Genomic DNA, 19,611 nt, shown 5'->3' on the forward strand with positions numbered 1-19,611 from the left:
AAAAAATGGGCACACCGACTGGGTCGGGTGCCCATTTTTTTGTGGGGGCGTTTGGCGCTTTTAACGAGTGCCTTCGACCAGTGCCTGGTCTTTCTCGCCCCCCCATGGATCGTCCAGCAAGTACTTGGCAGCGACTTTGCTGTCAGATGGTACCAAGGTGATTTTGTAGAAAATTTCGTCGCCTTCACAAACCTCGAAGTACAACGCGTAGTCGCGCTTTTCCAGATCCAGCTCGACTTTGAATTTTTCAGACGCGGATGCAATTTCCACATGTTTGGGATCCGCAACATGAAATGGCACGACGATGCAGCGCTGGGCCGTTTCATCCAGGTTGAAACTGCTTGCAAGAGCCAGATTCACGTTCGCCCCGAAAGCGTCTTCGGGCAGAGGGTCGAATATAACGTAGTCACTATGAAGTACGGCGCCCTGTTCAAGGTTGACCTTGCCCCATTGGCTGGCTGCCTCGTCGAAGGGACGCGAGCGAAATTGAATTTGGCTGTGGGATATCAGTAGATCTACGGATTGCGTGTTGTTTTTCATCAATAAACCTCGATTTTAATTCTGGTCCCATTGGGAAGGTCTGAAAGGGCATTGCCAATGCTCGATCCCGCCCCGCGATTATCGCTAGGGTCGATGTATTTGACGCTTGCACCGCTGCCACCCTCCTTAAACATTGCCATTGGCCATTCGTCCCGATCCTTGCCTGTTTTGGTTTTGATATCTTTCAAGCTGAGTTTGCGGTTGAGCTTGGCGGTATCACGTTGAATGGTGACGATGTAAGGATGGCCTTTCTTGATTGCCCCGTCGATGTGGCCGAATGTTTCCGGATACTCCGAGCGTTTCAATCTCAGTTTGTAGTCGTATTGCTTCGAGCGCGCCTTGCTCACCGTACAGCCAGCAAGACCGAGAGGATCCGTCCAGGTGAACGGGTTCAAAACGAATGCGTACAGATTGAATCCGCCCTCTAAACCGATAGGGTCTGGAGTCGAGAATCGTCCGATGTCTGGGTCGTAATGGCGGAACAGGTTGTAATGTAAGCCCGTCTCTCGATCCAGATACTGCCCCTGGAACCGTAGATTCTGCTCTTCGATGTAATACGGCTCACGCACCTCTTCTAGCGTGTTACCCCACACCCGGTAAGTCGCTCGCCATACAGTGTGGCCATCGGCCTCGGTCAGTTGCTCTGGCAACCCGTTCAGGTCGTTGTGGTAATAGCGAATCTTTTGTAACGGCCCAATTCCGTCGACGCGGGCTAAGGGTTGGTAGCCTTTGTCTTCGTAGATATAAAGGCTTGCTTGGCTGTGTTTATGCTCCTGCAACAGACGCAGGCCGCTCCACATGAACCGGGTTTCCCCCAACGGATACCCATCACCGCCATGCTCGGTTTTCCCAACCCTGCGCCCCAGCGGGTCGTAAGCCATCCTGACCACGCTACCATCGTCATTACGCACTTCAACCAACCGGCTTTCAGCGTCATACGCAAACCGCTGCACACCGCGCTTGGCACTGCGCTTCTCGATCATCCGCCCGAATGCGTCATAGCGATAACGCTTGTCCTGATACGTCAGCAGCTTGTTATGCACCACCAACCCGGCGCCGGCCTGCGGGCCGTCCAGCAGGTTGGCGGCGGCGTCGTAGGCAAAGGTTTCGCGCTGCCCATGCAGGCTGTCTTGGCTTGCGATGATGCGGCCGGTGGCATCGTAGTGCAGTAGTTGACGATGTTGCGCAGCGGGTTGCTGGTCGAGTTTGCCGATCAGGTTGTCGGCGGGGTCGTATTCGAACTGCTTTTGCGTCGCCGCGGGCATCGGCGATGGCTGGCTATTAAGGCGGCGTTGGCGTGAGCGCAGGCGGCCGCTGCGGTCGTATTCGCTGCGGGTGCTGAGCTGGCCTTGGGTGCGCAGCACTTCGCGGTGCAGGCGGTCGCGTTCGAAGTCGCTGATGACCTGGCCGTCGAGGTTGATCTGGTGCAGGTGGCCGCTGCCGTAGTACAGGCGATTGAGCCAGCGCCCGTCCGGCAGTTGGGTCTGGATCAGGTTGCCGAGTTCGTCGTAGTGATGTTGCAGCTTGCCGCCGGCACTTTGTTCGGCAAGCAACTGGCCGACAGCATCGTAGGCGAAACCCAACGCCTGGGCATTGCCTTGCAGATCAGTGAAGGTGACCGCCGTGAGCTGATCCACCGCATCGTAGCTGTACTCAGTGCGGCCATCGTCGGTGGTCTTGGCGACCAGTCGGCCGACCGCATCACGATCCAGCCGATGAACGATGGGCGCTGGCGGCGTTTCGGGGACCACCGCCAAGCCATTGCCATATGGCGCCGGAACGGCAGTCACCGCTGTGATGTTGTCCAGCCGGTCGTAGTCGTAGCGCTTGGCGCTGCCGTCGAGGTCTTGCTGTTCCGTCAGCCGATCCCCGGCATCCCACGCAAACCGATAGCTTTCACCGTTCTCATTGACCAGCGCTTGCAGCCGCCCGTAGCTGTCGTAGCCGAACTGCACCTGCCGCCCATGCGCGTCGGTGCGTTGGCGTACCTGGCCGCGTCGGTTGTGTTGATAGAGCGTGGTGTGCCCGGCCGGGTCGGTATAGCCCACCAACTGCCCGCTGGCATCGCGCTGGAAATGTTCGGTGCGCCCATCCGGCAGTTGGCAACTCAGCAGTCGCCCCAGGGTGTCATAGCTAAACTGCGTGCGTTCACCGAGAGCGTCGGTGATGACCTGCAAATAACCCCGCTCGTCGTAGCTGAAACGCGTTGGGTAACCCGAGCAATCGGTATGCTCGACCAATTGCCCGAACGGGTTCCAGCGCAGCTTTTTGCTTTTGCCGGTGGCGTCGATGATTTCCACGATCTGACCGTGGGCGTCATATCGGTAACGCGTGATGTAGCCCAGCGGATCAGTCTCGGCGATGCAGTTACCACGTGGGTCGTAGCGATACTGCCAGCTGTTGTCGGTGGCGTCGGTTTCAACCAGCGGCAACGCCCAATGCTCCAGCCACAAGGTCGAATCACTGCGGCCCAACGGGTCGGTTTCGCCGATCAGGTTGCCGCTCTCGTCGTAGCTGTATTCGTAGCGCCCGCCCTGCGGGTCGGTGGCGCTGAGCAACTGGCGTTCGTCGTTCCACTCGAACAGCCAGGTTTGACCGAGGTTGTCACTGTACTGAATGATCTGGTGCTGAGTGTTCCAGTGCCGAGTGCTGACACGCTGCAAACCATCGGTGATGCGGGTGCGCCCGGCCTGCAAGTCGTAGTCGAACTGGTAGGCGTCGCCCTCATCGGTCCAGTGCCGGACCACACGCCATTCCAGGCATTCAATCAATGCCCACTCATAGAAGCAGCGCAATCCGGTGGGCAATTGATGCTCCACCATGCGCCGCCCGGCATCGTAGGCGAATCGCCGCTGCACCTGGCCGGTTGCGTCGCGTACTTGCGCCAGATTGCCCTCAGCGTCATAGCCATAACTGACCAGCACTTCGCGACGTTGGTCCGGATAGAGGCGTTCGATGTGGGTCACATGGCCCTGATCACGGACCAGCTCAACTTGCACCAGATCGAACGTATCGCGCAGGCGCACCAGACGCTCGGCGGCGTCATAGTCGAGATAAATGCGGTTGTCGTTACGATCACCCAACTGGCTCAGGCGCAGTCGCGACGGGTTTGCTGGCGCAGGCTCGAACAAACGGTACACACCGTCGTCACTTTCGATCAGCAACTGCCCATTGAGGTGTCGCCGCACCGCCAGCCCTTCACCGGCGCTGAACACTGCGGCGCCCAAGGCAATCGAACCCATGTCGATAGGCCGGCCTTGTTCATCGGTGTAGACAAGCGTATCGCCGCCTTCGGGGTGGGGCAGTACGTCGACGCACACTTCGTAGGGTACGCTCCAACCGGCACCGAACAGGCTGCCTTGGCGTTCGTCGCGGCTGTTGTAGAAGCGTTGCCAGTCAATTGGGAAGATACCGGGCAGCACGAAATCCAGTTCCTCGACATCGCCGAGTATCTTCGCGCCTGTCGCAGCATGTACCGGGTTCGACGAACCCATCGCGGCATTGGCCGCAGCCCCCATGGCACTGCTGATGGCCATTGAGGTGGCACCGCTGACCAACATGCACGGAAGCTTGCTGAAAAATTTTCCCTTGCCACCCTTGAGCATCAACAACGCCGTGACCGCCAACCCAACCCCCGGCGTTTTGCCGCTGCGAATCTCACGCACCACCACCGAGCCGCCGCCGATGGTCACGTTGGAGGAAATCAGCCCCGACGACACCACTGTTGCATCGCACGTACTGCGGTCACCGCTGCGCACCGCCGGTTGGCCATTGACCGTGACCTTTTCCGAACCTTCTGCGAGAAACTGCGGCGGCATCGGCGGGTGCTTCATGCACACGACCAGGTCCAGCGGTTTAGGCACGGCGCCCGGCGCGGGCGTCGCGACGGTGGGGCGCCACATTTGCGAGAAGAAACCCTCGGCCATATCCAGGTAACTGGGTTCCGGTTCAGGCTTAGGCGCTTCCAGCTCGGTGCCAGCCGGCGTGACATGGGAGCTGATCGCCCCGGCGGCACGGGCGGCGGGGATGTTGTTGGTGAGCGTATTGGTGGAACCGGTGAGAATGTTCGCTTGCACCGTGGGCGGAAACAGGGCGTTGCTGAAGCCGTCGCATATCTTGGTCAGCCCTTTGTCCGCGCCACTCTTGCTCATGGCGAGGCCGACAATCGTGCCCACTACCGCGCCCAGTAGGAAGCAGCCGAGGCCGCCGGTGGCCACGGTAATGCCGGTGGCTGCGACCACGGCAGCCGTTGCCACGGCAGTGATCGCAATATTGGCCGCCACTTCCAGCACACCACCGAGGATGTCCGCCATCATCGAAGTGTGGGAAAGCGCATCGCCCATCCGGGCCGCCCATAACGCGTCAGACATGTAGGCAGCTCATCAAGAAATAGCGTCGAACGACAGTGAGTTCTTAATCGTCGCCCAATGCCCCGCCTCAGCATCCCCAAGCTTGTCCGCCTTCACATAACTCAAGGCGAGCATTTTGCGCGTACCTGGCAACACCAGGGCCAACTGGTACTGGAACACTTTGTCGTTGCCCTTGTTGAACTGGCTGCGCAGCTCAATCCCTTCCACCTCTTGGGCGGCGCCCAAACGCACGGTAACGCTCGGCTGGCAGCGTAAATCCTGCACCTGTTTTTCCAGGCGCTTGAGCTGGTCGTCGAAGTTGCTGTGCAGGGTTTCGCCTTCGCTGAGGAAGCTACGGCTGATGATCAAGGACGTGCCAAGTTCGGGGAACTTTAGGATATTGATCGACGCGTCCTGCAGCTCGCCCTCAGGCAGTTGAAACTGGAATTCGTTGATTCGGTACGTCATGGCAAACAGGTCTCGTCAGGAGCTTTTAGGCGCGGGGAATGCGGCTTTGATGTTGGCGTCGATGCTGGTTTTCATGCCCTGGCCATCGGGCGTTGCGCCGGGGCCGCCGCCGTTGTTCAGGTGCAGGACGCCGCCGGTATTGAATTCGGCATCGCCGCTGGCGTGGAAGCTGATATTGACGCCGCTCAGGTTGATCTGCCCGCTGGCGTTCAACTCCAGAATGCTTTTACCGCAGACCAGGCGCAGGTTTTCGCCCACTTCAATCACGTAGCTCTGGCTGATGCTGTCGGTTTTCCTCTGGCCCACAGAAAGGATGTCTTCGTGCTTGACGATGCGCACACGGTTATTCCCAATCGTCACCGTCTCGTTATGCCCAATACTCTTATTGCGGTCATGCCCGACGGAGTGGCTTTCATCCACCTCCACCACGATGTCCTGATTCCTCTCGGCATGGATATACAACTGCTCCAGTCCCTTCTTGTCCTCCATGCGGATTTCATTGAAGTTGGCCGGCGTGCCGCCCTTGCTCGAACGGCTTTTCATCCCGCTCTGGGTGGCGTTTTCCGGCAGGTCGTAGGGCACGGTCTGCTCGGCGTTGTACACGCGGCCGGTGATGATCGGCCGGTCGGGATCGCCCTCAAGGAAGCTCACAATCACTTCCTGGCCGATACGCGGAATCTGCATCGAGCCCCAGTTCTTCCCGGCCCAGGATTGCGACACGCGAATCCAGCACGAGCTGTTTTCGTTGGATTGGTCGTGACGGTCCCAGTAAAAGTGCACTTTCACGCGGCCGTACTGGTCGGTCCAGATTTCTTCGCCTTTGGGGCCGACCACCAAGGCGGTTTGCGGGCCTTTGACGATGGGCCGGTGTGTATTCGCCAGCGGGCGGAAGCTTTGCTGGGCGTCGATGCAGGTCAGGCTGCTTTCGAACTGCGCGGAGCCCGAGCCACCGCCGCTTTCCAGGCTTTCCTGGACGATGTAATAACGGCAACCGACGATCAGGTATTCGCGGTTCTGGTCCTGGCGGCTGAAGCCGGTGAGGCTGAACAAGTGGCCGGAGCCGAGGCCACGGGCGTTGCCGCTGAACTCGATCTGCTCATGCAGGGTTTGCAGGGCTTCAATGCGGGTGCGTGCGTAGTGTTCGCCGTCTTCACTTTGCACATAGGTGCCGGGGTAGTCGTACAGCGGGTAGTCGCCAGCGGTGTGCGGGCGCGGCATGGCCGAGCGCACGTCGATGCTGGCGCTGGGGCGTTGGAAGTCGTAGTCATTGAGCTCCAGCGAGCCCGGCTGTACTTCATGCGCCAGGTGCCAGTTGTGCATATGGTCGCGTTCGCGCTGCTGCTCGTCCTTGGGGTAGTACGGAATCGACGCGTAGCCCGGCACGGTGGTGTGGGCGCCGTAGGCGTCGGCCAGCACCAGCACATGGCGGTCCTGTTCATGGCGGAAGAAGTAGTAAATGCCTTCCTGCTCCATCAAGCGGCTGACGAAATCGAAGCTGGTCTCGCGGTACTGCACGCAGTATTCCCACTCGCGGTACGGCCGGCTCAGGGCGTCTTCGAAGTCAGAAAAACCCAGGTCGCGGAACACCTGCTTGATGATCTGCGGGATGCTCAGGTTCTGGAAAATCCGGCAGTCCGAAGTGCGGCTGAGCAACCAGAACCACGGCCGTAAGGTCACCTGGTAACTGGCGAACTGGCCCTGGTCGATGTTCTGACTGCTCCGCGCGACGATGCCGTGGAAGTGCCGCTCGCCGCCGTCCGCCAGCTGCAGGCCGACGCTCATCGGCTTGCCCAGCAACTGGTTGAGGTCGATGTTGGCGTCCAGCGAGGTCAGTTGCAGCTCATAGTTGAACAGCCTGCCCAGCTCTTCACCGCCGCCCATTTCATTGAGCAGCAGCACATCCGGCCCGAGCGGGCTGGTGATCTTGGCCAGGCGTGAGGCTTGGTTGAATAGCATCGGTTAACCCGTAAATGTCGTTATATCTGACGAAACCTAATCCAACTGTGGGAGGGGGCTTGCTCTCTCCCACAGTTGTGATCGCATTCCGTCAGGTCAATCGGCGTCGCTGAAGTCGTAGTGCAATTCGTTATCCCGGCTGCTGATACGCACACCCGCCAGCGCCTTGCCTTCGAGCATGCGCGTGAGGAATTCACGGCTCATGTCCGGCAACAGGCTGTTGGTGAGGATGGTGTCGATCATGCGCCCGCCGCTTTCGGTTTCGGTGCAGCGCGAGACGATCAGGTCGACCACCGCGTCGTCGTAATCGAAGGCAACTTTGTGCCTAGTCTCCACGCGCTTTTTGATGCGGTTCAGTTGCAGGCGGGTGATCGCCTTGAGCATCTCGTCGCTCAGCGGGTAGTAAGGAATCGTGACCAAACGGCCGAGCAGCGCCGGTGGGAAAATCTCCAGCAGTGGTTGGCGCAGTGCCTTGGCGATTTCTTCCGGCTCAGGGATATTCGCCGGGTCTTTGCAGACCTGGGAAATCAGCTCAGTACCGGCGTTGGTGGTCAGCAGGATGAGGGTGTTTTTGAAGTCGATCACCCGGCCTTCGCCGTCCTCCATCACGCCCTTGTCGAACACCTGGAAGAAGATTTCATGCACGTCCGGGTGGGCTTTTTCCACCTCGTCCAGCAGCACCACGCTGTAGGGTTTGCGCCGTACCGCTTCGGTCAGCACGCCGCCTTCGCCGTAGCCGATATAGCCTGGTGGCGCGCCCTTGAGGGTCGACACGGTGTGGGCTTCCTGGAACTCGCTCATGTTGATGGTGATCACGTTCTGCTCACCGCCGTACATGGCCTCGGCCAGCGCCAGCGCGGTTTCGGTCTTGCCCACACCCGATGTGCCGGCCAGCATGAACACGCCAATCGGCTTGCTCGGGTTGTCGAGCCCGGCGCGGGAGGTCTGGATGCGCTTGGCGATCATCTGCAGGGCATGGTCCTGGCCGATGATGCGTTTTTTCAGGTGCTGGTCGAGGTTGAGCACCGTCTCCAGTTCATTGCGCGCCATGCGGCCCACCGGTATGCCGGTCCAGTCGGCGACCACCGAAGCGACGGCTTGATAATCGACGGTCGGCAGGATCAGTGGAGTCTCGCCTTGCAGAGCGGTGAGGCGCTGTTGCAGGTCCACAAGTTGAGCGCGCAACTCATCGTTGCCGCTGTCGACCTCACCGACTTTTTCACGCAGCGTCGCGCGAGTGGCGAGCAGCTCATCCACCAGCGCTTTCTCTTCGGCCCAGCGGCTTTCCAAGGTCGCGAGGCGTTCACGCTCAGCGCTCAGCAGTGCTTCGCTGTTGCGTTGGCGCGCGCCAATCACGATGCCAATCGCATGCTCGCGGGCGATGATTTGCAGCTCGGTTTCCAGCGCTTCGATACGGCGGCGGCTGTCGTCCACTTCGGCGGGCACCGCGTGCAGGCTGATGGCAACACGGGCGCAGGCGGTGTCCAGCAGGCTCACGGATTTATCCGGTAACTGGCGGGCGGGAATGTAGCGGTGCGACAGCTTCACCGAGGCTTCCAGGGCTTCATCAAGGATCTGCACCTGATGGTGTTTTTCCATGGTCGAGGCCACGCCGCGCATCATCAGCAGCGCCTTGTCTTCCGATGGCTCGGCGACTTGCACTACTTGGAAGCGGCGGGTGAGTGCCGGGTCTTTTTCGATGTGTTTTTTGTACTCGGCCCAGGTTGTGGCGGCGACGGTGCGCAAGGTGCCACGGGCGAGGGCGGGCTTGAGCAGGTTGGCCGCGTCACCGGTCCCGGCGGCGCCACCGGCACCCACCAGGGTGTGAGCTTCGTCGATAAACAGGATGATCGGTTTGGGCGAGGCCTGCACGTCTTCAATCACTTGGCGCAGGCGCTGTTCGAACTCGCCTTTCATGCTGGCGCCGGCTTGCAGCAAGCCCACGTCAAGGCTGCGCAACTCCACGTCTTTGAGCGCGGGCGGCACGTCACCGGCGACGATGCGCAGGGCGAAACCTTCGACCACTGCGGTCTTGCCTACGCCAGCTTCGCCAGTGAGGATCGGGTTGTTCTGACGACGACGCATCAGGATATCCACCAACTGGCGGATTTCTTCATCACGGCCCACGATTGGGTCGAGTTTGCCGCTACGCGCCTGTTCGGTCAGGTCCACGGTAAAGCGCTTAAGCGCTTCCTGCTTGCCCATCGCGCTCGGCGCCATCGCGCCGCTGGCTTCGCCGGGCACGGCGCCGGCGTTGAAGCCGTCACTGGCACTCAACGCATTCTCGGGCGAGTCGCCGACGTATTCGTCAAAGCGTTCGCTCAGGGCTTCGGCCTTGATCTTGTCGAATTCGGCAGACAAACCCAGCAACGCATGGCGCAGGCTCGGCGTCTTCAGAATGCCCAGCACCAGGTAGCCTGTGCGCACCTGGCTTTCGCCAAACATCAGGCTGCCGTAGACCCAGCCGCGTTCCACGGCTTCTTCCACATGGGACGACAGGTCGGTGATCGACGTTGAACCACGTGGCAGGCGGTCCAGGGCCTCGGTCAGATCACGGGCCAGGCGCGCCGGCTCCACGTTGAACTGGCGGATGATGCGGTGCAGGTCCGAGTCCTGCAACTGCAGCAACTGGTGAAACCAGTGAGCCAGTTCCACATACGGGTTGCCCCGCAGTTTGCAGAACACGGTGGCGGCTTCGATGGCCTTGTAGGCCACGCTGTTGAGTTTGCCGAACAGTGCGGCGCGACTGATTTCACCCATGCTCTGGATTCCTTGGGGTGGTGGCGTGATCGGCGTAGTGCCGTGCCAGGATTAGGTCGTTGGCGTCGTGCGCGGGGCAGCCGAGCCACGTGTTGAAGCCCAGGCGGAACTGGCCGTTAAGCTGCAGCTTCGGGACTTCAGGTTGTTGCAAAACCAGGTTCAAGTCCCAGTCCAATTCATGGCCCAGGTACTCGGCCACCCACGCCACCAGCTCGTTGAATGGCTGGCTGCCGGGCAGCATGCCCATGTAGTCATCCAGGTTGAGTGGGCCGAGGCGGATACGAAATTTATGCTGGCGATCCCACACGTGGCTGCCCAGGCAGAAGTCCACGCCCAGTTGGTTGGCGCTGACACTCACGCGGCTGCGTTCGGGTAATTTCAGCCATTGGCCGACGTATTCTTCGATCTCCACCGGCAGGCCGAAGTACTCGCCGAGAATCGCCTTCAAACCGTCCGGATAGCGGGTTTGCGCTGACAGGTGGCCGCTGTAATGCAGCTTCGCCGTGTCAGGAATCAGCCCTTGGTTGAGCAGGCTCGGCATGCCCCTACCACTCAGTGCCGCCAGGCGTGCCGACCAGTAATCATCGTCCGGGCGGTCGTGGCTGACCGTCGGCCGCGCCTCGGCCCAGGCTCGGTAAAACAGGCTGAGCAAGCGATGATGGAACACATCCAAAAACTGTTTGCTGGTGCTGTCGGCGTTGTTGCGCTGGCGTTCACGCACGTACTCGGTGATGTGCAGCGGCAGCGGGCCGTTGGGGCCGCCGAGGCCGAAGAAGAATTGCTCCAGCCGCGCCGGCTTGCCGTCGCCGCCGGGATCGACCGAAGCCAGGGTGGCTGGGGCGAAGGTGCAATCGGCTTGCTGCCCCAGGCGCAACGGGTCATCCGCCAGGCGCAGGGAATGGCCCAGGCGCGGCAGGTCCGGCGATTCGCACTCGATACGCCGCAGCGCCTGGAAGAAATCGTATTCCCAGGGCTCCTGATGCATCGCATTCAGTGTGTTCACAGGGTCGGACGACGCCCGGGCTTGGCTTTCCATCGCATGATCTCGCCGCGTTCGGTGGTACGGATCACCGTCTCGGTAAAACTGTTGATCGACACATAACGTGCCAAAAAGCGCTCCAACACCGCACCGAGCAGGAACACGCCGGTGCCGCGAAACGCGTTTTCATCGAATTCCAGGGTGATTTCCAAGCCGCGGCCAAACACAATCGGGCCGGGCATCGGCAAGCGGCGGGTCACCGCTTTGCTGCTGACCTCGCGCAACCCTTCGATCTGCAATTGCAGCGCCGCGTCGTTGCTGTCGCCATACAAGCGCAACAGTTCGCGCAAGGCAGCGGCGCCCTGGCCTTGCTCGCTCAGCGACAAATAGTTGAGCGACAACTGGCTGATCAGGCGCCAGGCCTTGGCATCGTGGGCGTGGCTGGCGCGCGGGCGGCTCGGCCCGCAGACGCAGCGCACCGACAACACCGGCGCGCTGTCGGCCAAGGTGAAGTCGGTCTTGCCGTTTCCCACGCTCATGAACAGCGGTAAATCGCGATTGGTGCACAGCGCGGTCACACCAAGTTGGCGTAAGTCATGGCGGTAAGGCGCTTGCTGGCTGTCGACCAGGCTGACAAAGGTTTCGCTGCCCACGTAGGTAGAGCGCGGACCATTGCGGCGTTGGTCGCTGGACAACACGCGGGGCTCTCGACGCAGCGTGTAGTAAGCCTGATCGCGCCCATAGCGTGACGGGTCGCGCACCGCATAGAACGGCAGGAACGGCTGCTCCGGCCCGGTGCCATGGCCGGTGATACCACTGAGCGAGTGAATCTCGAAATCCATCGGCCGCGTGCGGTCGGCGATCACATGGTGTTCGTTGATGCGGTCGGACAAATGGATACGGTCCACGCGTTTGGGGAACAGGTTGATCGCTGGTGTGCAGAACGGCAGGAACTGCGCGGCGCCAACGCTGCCTTCCAGGCTCGGCTCGTGACGGTCGAACAGCACGATCAGCTCCAGCTCCTGGCCGTCGCAGCGTTTGACCGCACGGCTCAGCTCGGCGAATTCGACGAACAGGAAGCGCTGGGGCAGGGCAAAGTATTCCTGCAGCAGCCGATAGCCCTGGAACGCGCGGGCCACCACCGGCATGGCCGCGTCCGCATCGTCAAAGCCTTTGGCGCGCAGGGCGTCTTGCGGCAGGCGCTCGACCCAATCACCGCCGGGCTTGCGTGCAAACACCGCGCAGGCATTGCCCAGCAGTTGTTCGTAGAGGCGGAACGGCTGTTCATCCGCGCCGCTCAGGTACAGCGGCAGGCTGTCGAGGTCGAGGCTGTTGAATGGCAGTTCGGCGCCAGTGCGCAGGGTCAGGCGCAAGCCGGCCTTGGCTTTCGGCTCGCTGGCAGCCAGGCGGCCGAGTACGGCGGCGGGGTTGCCGAAGTACTCGGCACCGCTGACCTGCAACGGCCACAGCGTCACCGGGTGCGCGGTGCGGTACTCGCAGCAGGTCTGGGTTTCGCGGCCCAATGCGGCACGCAAGACGGTGTCGCGAGGCAGCGGGAAGCCGCTGGCCAGCGAGCCTTCGTCGGGGTCGGTTTGCAACTGCACCACGGTCATCGACGGCGTCGGCGCCAGGTAGTGCGGGTAGGCGATTTCCAGCAGGTTGTGGGTGAAGGTCGGATACTCGGCGTCAAGCTTGAGTTGCACGCGGGCGGTGAGGTAGGCAAAGCCTTCGAGCAAACGTTCGACGTACGGGTCGGCGCAGTCCATACCGGACAGGGTCAGCCGACTGGCGATCTTCGGGTATTCCTTAGCGAACTCGGCGGCGCTTTCGCGCACATGGTGCAGCTCTTGGTTGTACAGCTCCAGCAGGCGCGGGTTCATGGGCGCCTCCGCTGGTCGGCATTCACTACGCGCACATGGCCGGATTCCAGGTCGAGGTCGGTTTGCAGCAACAGGCGCAGCGGCACCGGCTGCGCCCACAGGTCGCCTTCGATCTCGAAACTCAGGGCGTTATGGTTCATCTCGCCATGGCCGACGCGGGCTTTGACGCGCAGGGTGTGGCGCAAAATACGCGGCTCAAACGTGGCGATCGCCTGGTAGATCAGGGCTTCCAGGGCCTTGATGTCGACACTGGAGACGCTGTTGCCCGCGAGTGCCGGCAGGCCGTAATTGACCACCGACGTACCGGCTGGGGTGTGCAGCGTGGCATCGGCATCCAGCAACGACGTGGTGTTGAGCAGCCACGCCAGGTCGCGCAAAACCGAGGCTTTCAATTGGGTCAGGGACAGCACGCGTTTGTCGGCGCTTTCCTTGGGATTGGTTGGGTCGTCGTCGGTCAACCGGTCCAACAGGGACGGTTGCAGACGGTCGCGGGAAGCGATTTCAGTTACCACTAAAGCAGCTCCACGGACGGGGTGTGAGGGGGACGGTTTTTACGCGGGGGCATATGCCTGTGGCCGTGGCGGGGTGCCACGGCCACAGGGCTATCAGCGCTTGGTGTTGGAACGGATGTTCCAGCCAAACTTGATCGCGCCGCCGTCTTTGGTGCCGTCGGCTTTCTGCGGCTGGTAGTCGACCATCACCTGAGCGAAGTTCAGGGTGACGTTTTCGGTCAGGCGATCATCCGTGCCCGAGCCGCCGGTGCTCAGGGAAGTCACCAGCACTTCTTCCAGGTTGATCACCATGTACTCGACCTGGCTTTCGCCCCCGGCCTTACGCACGGTCAGCTTGACCTTGTCGATGTGCTTACCGCTGGCGCAGTGCATCATCAGGTTCGGCGAGGCCTTGTCGACGTACTTGGTCAGCGACAGGTCCTGGATATTCACCTTGCCTGCGCCGCCGCCACCGCCAACATGCATGTTGCCGGACTGGGCCATGCCCCAGCTCCAGTTCAGCACGTCGATTTCGTCCTTGTGGGCTTTGTCCATGGACTCGCCCTTGATGTCGCCGATCTTGATGAAAATATCAACAGCCATGTTTTCTCCCTGTGTGGCGTGCGCCACTCGATTTGGTTTGTGTGGGAGCGGGCTTGCTCGCGAAGGCGTTGGATCAGTCAATACATGTGCTGACTGACACTGCGCCTTCGCGAGCAAGCTCGCTCCCACAGTAGAGCGAGTTCGCTTTTACTTACGCGCTTTTCGCCGAAGGCAGCTTCGATACCAGGCGCAGCGACACGGTCAGCCCTTCGAGCTGATAGTGCGGGCGCAGGTAGAACTTCGAGTTGTAGTAACCCGGGTTGCCTTCGACGTCTTCCACGATTACTTCAGCGGCAGCCAATGGGTGCTGGGCCTTGGTGGTTTCGGTGGAGTGCGCCGGGTCGCCGTCGACGTAGTTGAGGATCCAGTCCTGCAACCAGCGCTGCATCTCGTCCTTCTCTTTGAAGGAACCGATCTTGTCGCGCACGATGCACTTCAAGTAGTGGGCGAAACGGCACGTGGCGAACAGGTACGGCAGACGCGCGGCCAGGTTGGCGTTGGCGGTGGCGTCCGGGTCGTCGTATTCGGCCGGTTTCTGCAACGACTGGGCGCCGATGAAGGCGGCGAAGTCGGTGTTTTTCTTGTGCAGCAGCGGCATGAAACCGTTCTTCGCCAGTTCTGCTTCACGGCGGTCGCTGATGGCGATTTCAGTCGGGCACTTCATGTCCACGCCACCGTCATCGGTCGGGAACGTGTGGGCCGGCAGGTTTTCCACTTCACCGCCGGACTCGACACCACGGATGCGCGAGCACCAACCGTAGTGTTTGAACGAACGGTTGATGTTCACCGCCATCGCGTACGCAGCGTTGGCCCAGGTGTACTTGGAGCTGTCGGCACCGTCGGTGTTTTCTTCGAAGGCGAAGGCTTCCACCGGGTCGGTTTTGGCGCCGTACGGCAAGCGTGCGAGGAAGCGCGGCATGGTCAGGCCGATGTAGCGCGAGTCTTCCGATTCACGCAGCGAGCGCCAGCCGGCGTATTCCGGGGTGGTGAAGATCTTGGTCAGGTCGCGCGGGTTCGACAGTTCCTGCCACGAGCCCATGCCCATCACGGTCGGTGACGCTGCCGCGATAAACGGGGCGTGCATGGCGGCGCAGACTTTCGACAGCTCGCCCAGCAGTTCGACGTCGGGTGGCGATTGGTCGAAGTAGTAATCGCCTACCAGGCAACCGTACGGTTCGCCGCCGAACTGGCCGTATTCTTCTTCGTACATCTTCTTGAAGATCGGGCTTTGGTCCCACGCCGTACCCTTGAATTTCTTCAGGGTTTTGTGCAGGTCCGGCTTGGAGATGTTGAGCACGCGAATCTTCAGTTGCTCATCGCTCTCGGTGTTGTTGACCAGGTAGTGCAGGCCACGCCAGGCGCTTTCCAGCTGTTGGAAATCCTGGTGGTGGATGATCTGGTTCACCTGGGCGGTGAGCTTGGCGTCGATGGCGGCGATGATCGATTCAATCGACTTGATCGCGTCATTCGATACCAGGTCCGTCTGCGCCAGAGCCTGTTCGGCCAGGGTGCGTACGGCGGTTTCCACGGCTTCGCGGGCACGCTCGGTCTTGGGTTTGAATTCTTGCATCAGCAAGGATGCGAACTCACTGGTTTCCTCGGTTGCGCCCAGGTTCTGAGCGCCTTCGCGGGCGGTATTGTCAGTCATGATTACTGGTCCCCTGCTGGCTTAGGCGCGCTGGCAAGTGCCTGAAGCAGTGCCGGGTCCTTGATCGCCTTCATGATGATTTCTTCAGCGCCGGTCTTGCCGTCCATGTAGGTCAGCAGGTTGGCCAATTGGGTGCGGGCTTCGAGCAACTGCTTAAGCGAGTCGACCTTGCGGGCCACGGCGGCCGGGCTGAAGTCGTCCATGCTTTCGAAGGTGATGTCCAGGCTCAGGTTGCCTTCGCCGGTCAGCTCGTTCGGTACGTGGAACGCCACGCGTGGCTGCATGGCCTTGAGGCGCGAGTCGAAATTGTCGACGTCCACTTCAAGGAACTTGCGGTCGGCCACGGGCGCGAGCGGTTCGGCAGGCTTGCCGGCGAGATCGGCCATCACACCCATCACGAAGGGCAGTTGGACCTTTTTCTCGGCGCCGTAAAGCTCGACGTCGTACTCGATCTGCACTCGAGGCGCGCGGTTGCGCGCGATGAATTTCTGAGAACTTTGCTTCGCCACGTTGCTGCTCCTGGTCGCTTGAGCGACGGTGTTGTTACTGCACAGCTGGGCGGCTTACTCGCCGTCCGGGCCGCGCAGGTTTTCAAATTGGGACATGCCGTCGGGAATCAGATTGCGCACGATGGCCGCAAAGTCGGCATGCACCAGATTCTTCGCCCGGTTCAACAGCACCGGCAGCGGGCTCGAAGGCTCGTGTCGGGTGTAGTACGCAAGGATCTTGTCGAGGCTGCGCAGCACGTCATCGCGGTTGGCGATGTCGCCGGTCGGGCGCGGGGCTGCGGGGGCAGCGGCGTATTCAACCGAGGGGGCATTGTCGTCACTGACGGCCTCGGGCTCGCTGCTGGTATCGCTGTTCGGTACGCATTGGTTGAGGACTTGCAGCGCCTGCTTGAGCGGTTGCTTCAACAGGCTGAGGTCCACGCCCTGGGCCGAACCGACCTGGTCGCTGACCTGTTGTTCGATGGCTTCGCAGGCGGCACGTGCGGCGCTCAAGGCATCGCGGGTGGCTTTCAGTTGTTCGGGGTCGCTGTCGAGGAACGCGGCGCTGAGTTGCTGGGCGCCGAGCTGTTCGTCGGGGAAACTCATCAAGCCGCTGGCGTTCAGCGCGGCGCGCAGGCTCACGGGGCCGAAGGTGCGCGAGCGCGTGAGGATGCTTTCGCGCAGCAGGCGAATGGTCGCATCGCTGGTCAAGCCGGACAGGGCATTGATGCGCACGGTGGGGTCGTTATCGTCGTCGGCATCCAGGCGCGGGTGCAGGTCGGCCCAGTATTCGCGCAGCAGCGCGTTGATCAGCGTGAGGGTGTCGGCTAGTCCGGCGACACCTTGGAGGGCGAGGGAACTTTGCAGCAGGAAATGGGTGATGCGCAGGTCTTTGCTGCGCTGCAACAAGTCGAGGCTTTGTTGCTGGATGCTGCGCCAATCCGGCGGTTCAGCAGGCAGGATCGAGTCGCCCATGCTGCGCTCGGGTTGGCCCTTGGCGGCACGCTCCAGGTGGAGAAAGTCCGCGTCATATTCCATGTCTTCGCCACACGGCGAAGTCGCGGAAACGGCGGTGAGCAGCAACGGCACATCCACTGAAATTGATCTCCCTATCAGCCCGTTAAATGGCGGGCAATTCATGCACTAGTTGCACGATGAACTAGGCATGTTTTCTTGGTCATACTGGAACTTTGAACTCAAGTTGATTTCAAAGTGCCATCATTGGTATTCAAGAAGTTGTGCATTTTTGGTGTAGTAGTTAGGCCTTGTCAAGGTAAGCTATTCGCCCTCTGTGACAGATGTGCGGTGTTTAACAACCTGCGCGACCGGTGAGTCGAGTGGTGCACCTGAATAGGATTTTTGTCATGGAGCCCAGTTAAGATCAGCGATGATGCTGGCATTAGCAGGCTGTGAGGGTCGATTTCACGACCTGGTGGGATCTCTGGGGAATCGTCGTCCCCGGGAATCGACTGCGCGCGAAGTATCAGCAAGGAGGCAAGATGTCGCTGTGTTTGACTATTACTAGTTATCACAAGATTACCCCAGGGCAGTGCCCCGAAAAGTCAATGAACCAGGGCTCGTTGGCTATCGGCCGCAGCTCGGATAATGACTGGGTATTGCCTGACCCTGAGCGCCTGGTTTCTTCACAGCACTGCGTCATTCAATACAAAGATGGCCGTTATTATTTGACCGATAACAGCACCAACGGTGTTGAGCTGGTTAACGCCGGCATCCGTCTGCGCAGGGGCAACAGCGAGCTGCTGCAAGATGGCGAACTGATCCGCATCGGCGATTATGAGATCCAGGCGCGCATCGACTTCAACGTGCAAGCCGTCGACAGCCAGGCGTTTGCCGGTGATTCGCCGAACAGTTTTGAAGCGCTGATGGGCGCTGTCGCTAGTACGCCAGCGGCCACACCGGTGATCGCGCCGCAGTTCCAGGGGGCCTCGTCGATGGACACGCTGCCGGACCTGTTCGACTTCCTCAGCCCCGCCGCCGTGCCACCACCGACCGTGGCAGACCACGTGCCGTCCGAGCAACACGACTTCCGCCCGCCGACGCCGGTCGCCGTACCGGTGGTTGAGAGGCCGGTGGTTGAGACACCGATGGTGTCCGGTTCGGTGATTCCCGAAGACTGGGACCTGTTTGGCGATACGTCGGCACCGGTCGTCAGCGCGCCGCCGCCTGCGTCGCCACCACCGCCACCTGCTGCGGTCATCCCGACACCCGCTACGGTCATCCCGCCGCCACCTGTGGTCGAGTCCGTGCTTCCCATGGCCGACAGTCAACAGCCCGACCTCCTGCAAGCTTTCCTGCGTGGCGCTGGCCTCGACCAATTGCGCCTCGACAAGGCCCAAGCAGAAGCACAGATGGAAAGCATCGGTCGCAGCTATCGGTTGATGGTTGAAGGCTTGATCGACGTGTTGCGTGCCCGCGCCAGCCTCAAGGGCGAGTTCCGCATGCAGCAGACGATGATTCAGCCCGCCGAAAACAATCCGTTGAAATTTGCACCGAACGCCGACGAAGCCTTACTGCTGCTGCTTCGTCATGGAAACCAAGCGTTTATGGCGCCGGATATCGCTGTGCGCGACAGTTTCGACGACCTGCGCGCCCACCAGTTGGCCGTGATGGCCGGCGTGGAAGCGGCGATCAAACACCTGCTCATGCGTTTTGAACCGGCGCAGCTGGAAGAGCGCATGGGCAAGCCTGTTGGGCTGTCGAGCCTTTTCAACGGCTCACGCCAGGCCCAGTACTGGCAGCAGTTCACCGAGCTCTACAGCAATATTTCCCGCGAGGCCCAGGAAGATTTCCAGGACCTGTTCGGCCGCGAATTCAGCCGAGCCTACGAAGAACACAGCGCACGACAGCGTCGTTAATTCGCGACGCAGTAATGGATAAAACGGATAGCTAAGTACGTCATTGAGGACGCAGGATGATTCCCAGGTTTTTACTCGCAGCCGCCACAGCGCTGCTATTGACGGCGTGTGCCAAGGATGCCGCCAAGCCCGAGGCGGCCGCCGAAGCTGAGGCTGGCACCGCCGCCATCGAGCTGCACTTTCACGCGATTGCCGGGCTCAACCCCGGCGCGAACGGCCAGGCCGCGCCGGTGCGCGTGCGCATCTTCGAACTGAAAAACGCCGCTACCTTCAGTCGCGCCGACTACTTTGCGCTGGCTGATCGCGCGCAATCCACCCTCGGCCTCGACCTGCTGGACCAGGACGAAGTGATGGTGCAGCCCGGCCAGCAACTGAGCATCCAGCGCGACCTCGATCCGTCCACCCGCCAGATCGGCTTGCTGGTGGGCTATCGCGAGTTGGATCGCGCGCAATGGCGCACGGTACTCATCGTGCCAGCGCGCCAATACACCGAATACCAGATCAGCCTCGATGTACGCGCCGTGCGCGCCGACGTCGTGGTTCCCCCATCCAGCCCTGCCCAATAACAAGCAA

General features: G+C 61.0%; 14 protein-coding genes. 2 read left to right on the top strand and 12 right to left on the bottom strand.

The window, feature by feature from the left end; genetic code table 11:
- Positions 1 to 60 precede the first annotated feature (60 nt).
- From comJ to tssA, 12 genes are all read right to left on the bottom strand, one after another.
- Positions 61 to 540, bottom strand: a complete 480-nt coding sequence (comJ, locus tag FW764_RS06760; protein WP_446433278.1) for a competence protein ComJ — start codon at positions 538 to 540, stop codon at positions 61 to 63.
- The gene (locus FW764_RS06765) at positions 540 to 4,910 is read right to left on the bottom strand and encodes an RHS repeat-associated core domain-containing protein (protein WP_446433279.1); all 4,371 of its coding nucleotides are present in this window, start codon (positions 4,908 to 4,910) and stop codon (positions 540 to 542) included. The genes comJ and FW764_RS06765 overlap by 1 nt, the downstream gene beginning before the upstream one ends.
- A 12-nt stretch (positions 4,911 to 4,922) precedes the next feature.
- Positions 4,923 to 5,357, bottom strand: a complete 435-nt coding sequence (locus FW764_RS06770) for a DcrB-related protein (protein WP_446433280.1) — start codon at positions 5,355 to 5,357, stop codon at positions 4,923 to 4,925.
- Positions 5,358 to 5,372: 15 nt separating this feature from the next.
- Positions 5,373 to 7,313 (bottom strand): type VI secretion system Vgr family protein, encoded by a 1,941-nt coding sequence (locus tag FW764_RS06775; RefSeq protein WP_446433281.1) that lies wholly within the window; start codon positions 7,311 to 7,313, stop codon positions 5,373 to 5,375.
- A gap of 96 nt (positions 7,314 to 7,409) precedes the next feature.
- Positions 7,410 to 10,073: a type VI secretion system ATPase TssH gene (gene tssH / locus FW764_RS06780; RefSeq protein WP_446433282.1), complete on the bottom strand. Its 2,664-nt coding sequence runs from the start codon at positions 10,071 to 10,073 to the stop codon at positions 7,410 to 7,412.
- On the bottom strand, positions 10,066 to 11,109 hold the full coding sequence (gene tssG, locus FW764_RS06785; RefSeq protein WP_446433283.1) for a type VI secretion system baseplate subunit TssG: 1,044 nt from the start codon (positions 11,107 to 11,109) through the stop codon (positions 10,066 to 10,068). Before tssG ends, tssH begins: the two co-directional genes overlap by 8 nt.
- On the bottom strand, positions 11,073 to 12,932 hold the full coding sequence (gene tssF / locus FW764_RS06790) for a type VI secretion system baseplate subunit TssF (protein ID WP_446433284.1): 1,860 nt from the start codon (positions 12,930 to 12,932) through the stop codon (positions 11,073 to 11,075). The genes tssG and tssF overlap by 37 nt, the downstream gene beginning before the upstream one ends.
- Positions 12,929 to 13,444: a type VI secretion system baseplate subunit TssE gene (gene tssE, locus FW764_RS06795; protein ID WP_005792513.1), complete on the bottom strand. Its 516-nt coding sequence runs from the start codon at positions 13,442 to 13,444 to the stop codon at positions 12,929 to 12,931. The genes tssF and tssE overlap by 4 nt, the downstream gene beginning before the upstream one ends.
- Before the next feature lie 93 nt (positions 13,445 to 13,537).
- Complete coding sequence (locus FW764_RS06800; RefSeq protein ID WP_005792512.1) at positions 13,538 to 14,026, bottom strand: Hcp family type VI secretion system effector; 489 nt, start codon at positions 14,024 to 14,026, stop codon at positions 13,538 to 13,540.
- A 151-nt stretch (positions 14,027 to 14,177) separates the two neighbouring features.
- Positions 14,178 to 15,674: a type VI secretion system contractile sheath large subunit gene (gene tssC / locus FW764_RS06805; protein WP_446433285.1), complete on the bottom strand. Its 1,497-nt coding sequence runs from the start codon at positions 15,672 to 15,674 to the stop codon at positions 14,178 to 14,180.
- Between the two features lie 2 nt (positions 15,675 to 15,676).
- Positions 15,677 to 16,183, bottom strand: coding sequence for a type VI secretion system contractile sheath small subunit (gene tssB, locus FW764_RS06810; RefSeq protein WP_017135823.1), 507 nt, complete (start codon positions 16,181 to 16,183; stop codon positions 15,677 to 15,679).
- Positions 16,184 to 16,237: 54 nt separating this feature from the next.
- Positions 16,238 to 17,257 (bottom strand): type VI secretion system protein TssA, encoded by a 1,020-nt coding sequence (tssA, locus tag FW764_RS06815; RefSeq protein WP_446433286.1) that lies wholly within the window; start codon positions 17,255 to 17,257, stop codon positions 16,238 to 16,240.
- Positions 17,258 to 17,661: 404 nt separating this feature from the next.
- Here tssA and tagH point away from each other — a divergent pair, with 404 nt between their 5' ends.
- Positions 17,662 to 19,038 carry a type VI secretion system-associated FHA domain protein TagH gene (gene tagH, locus FW764_RS06820; protein ID WP_446433287.1) on the top strand — a complete coding sequence of 459 codons (1,377 nt, stop codon included), beginning with the start codon at positions 17,662 to 17,664 and terminating at the stop codon, positions 19,036 to 19,038.
- 56 nt (positions 19,039 to 19,094) lie between these two features.
- The gene (gene tssJ, locus FW764_RS06825) at positions 19,095 to 19,604 is read left to right on the top strand and encodes a type VI secretion system lipoprotein TssJ (RefSeq protein ID WP_446433288.1); all 510 of its coding nucleotides are present in this window, start codon (positions 19,095 to 19,097) and stop codon (positions 19,602 to 19,604) included.
- Positions 19,605 to 19,611: the final 7 nt, after the last annotated feature.

Source organism: Pseudomonas sp. 1152_12, from assembly GCF_052850675.1.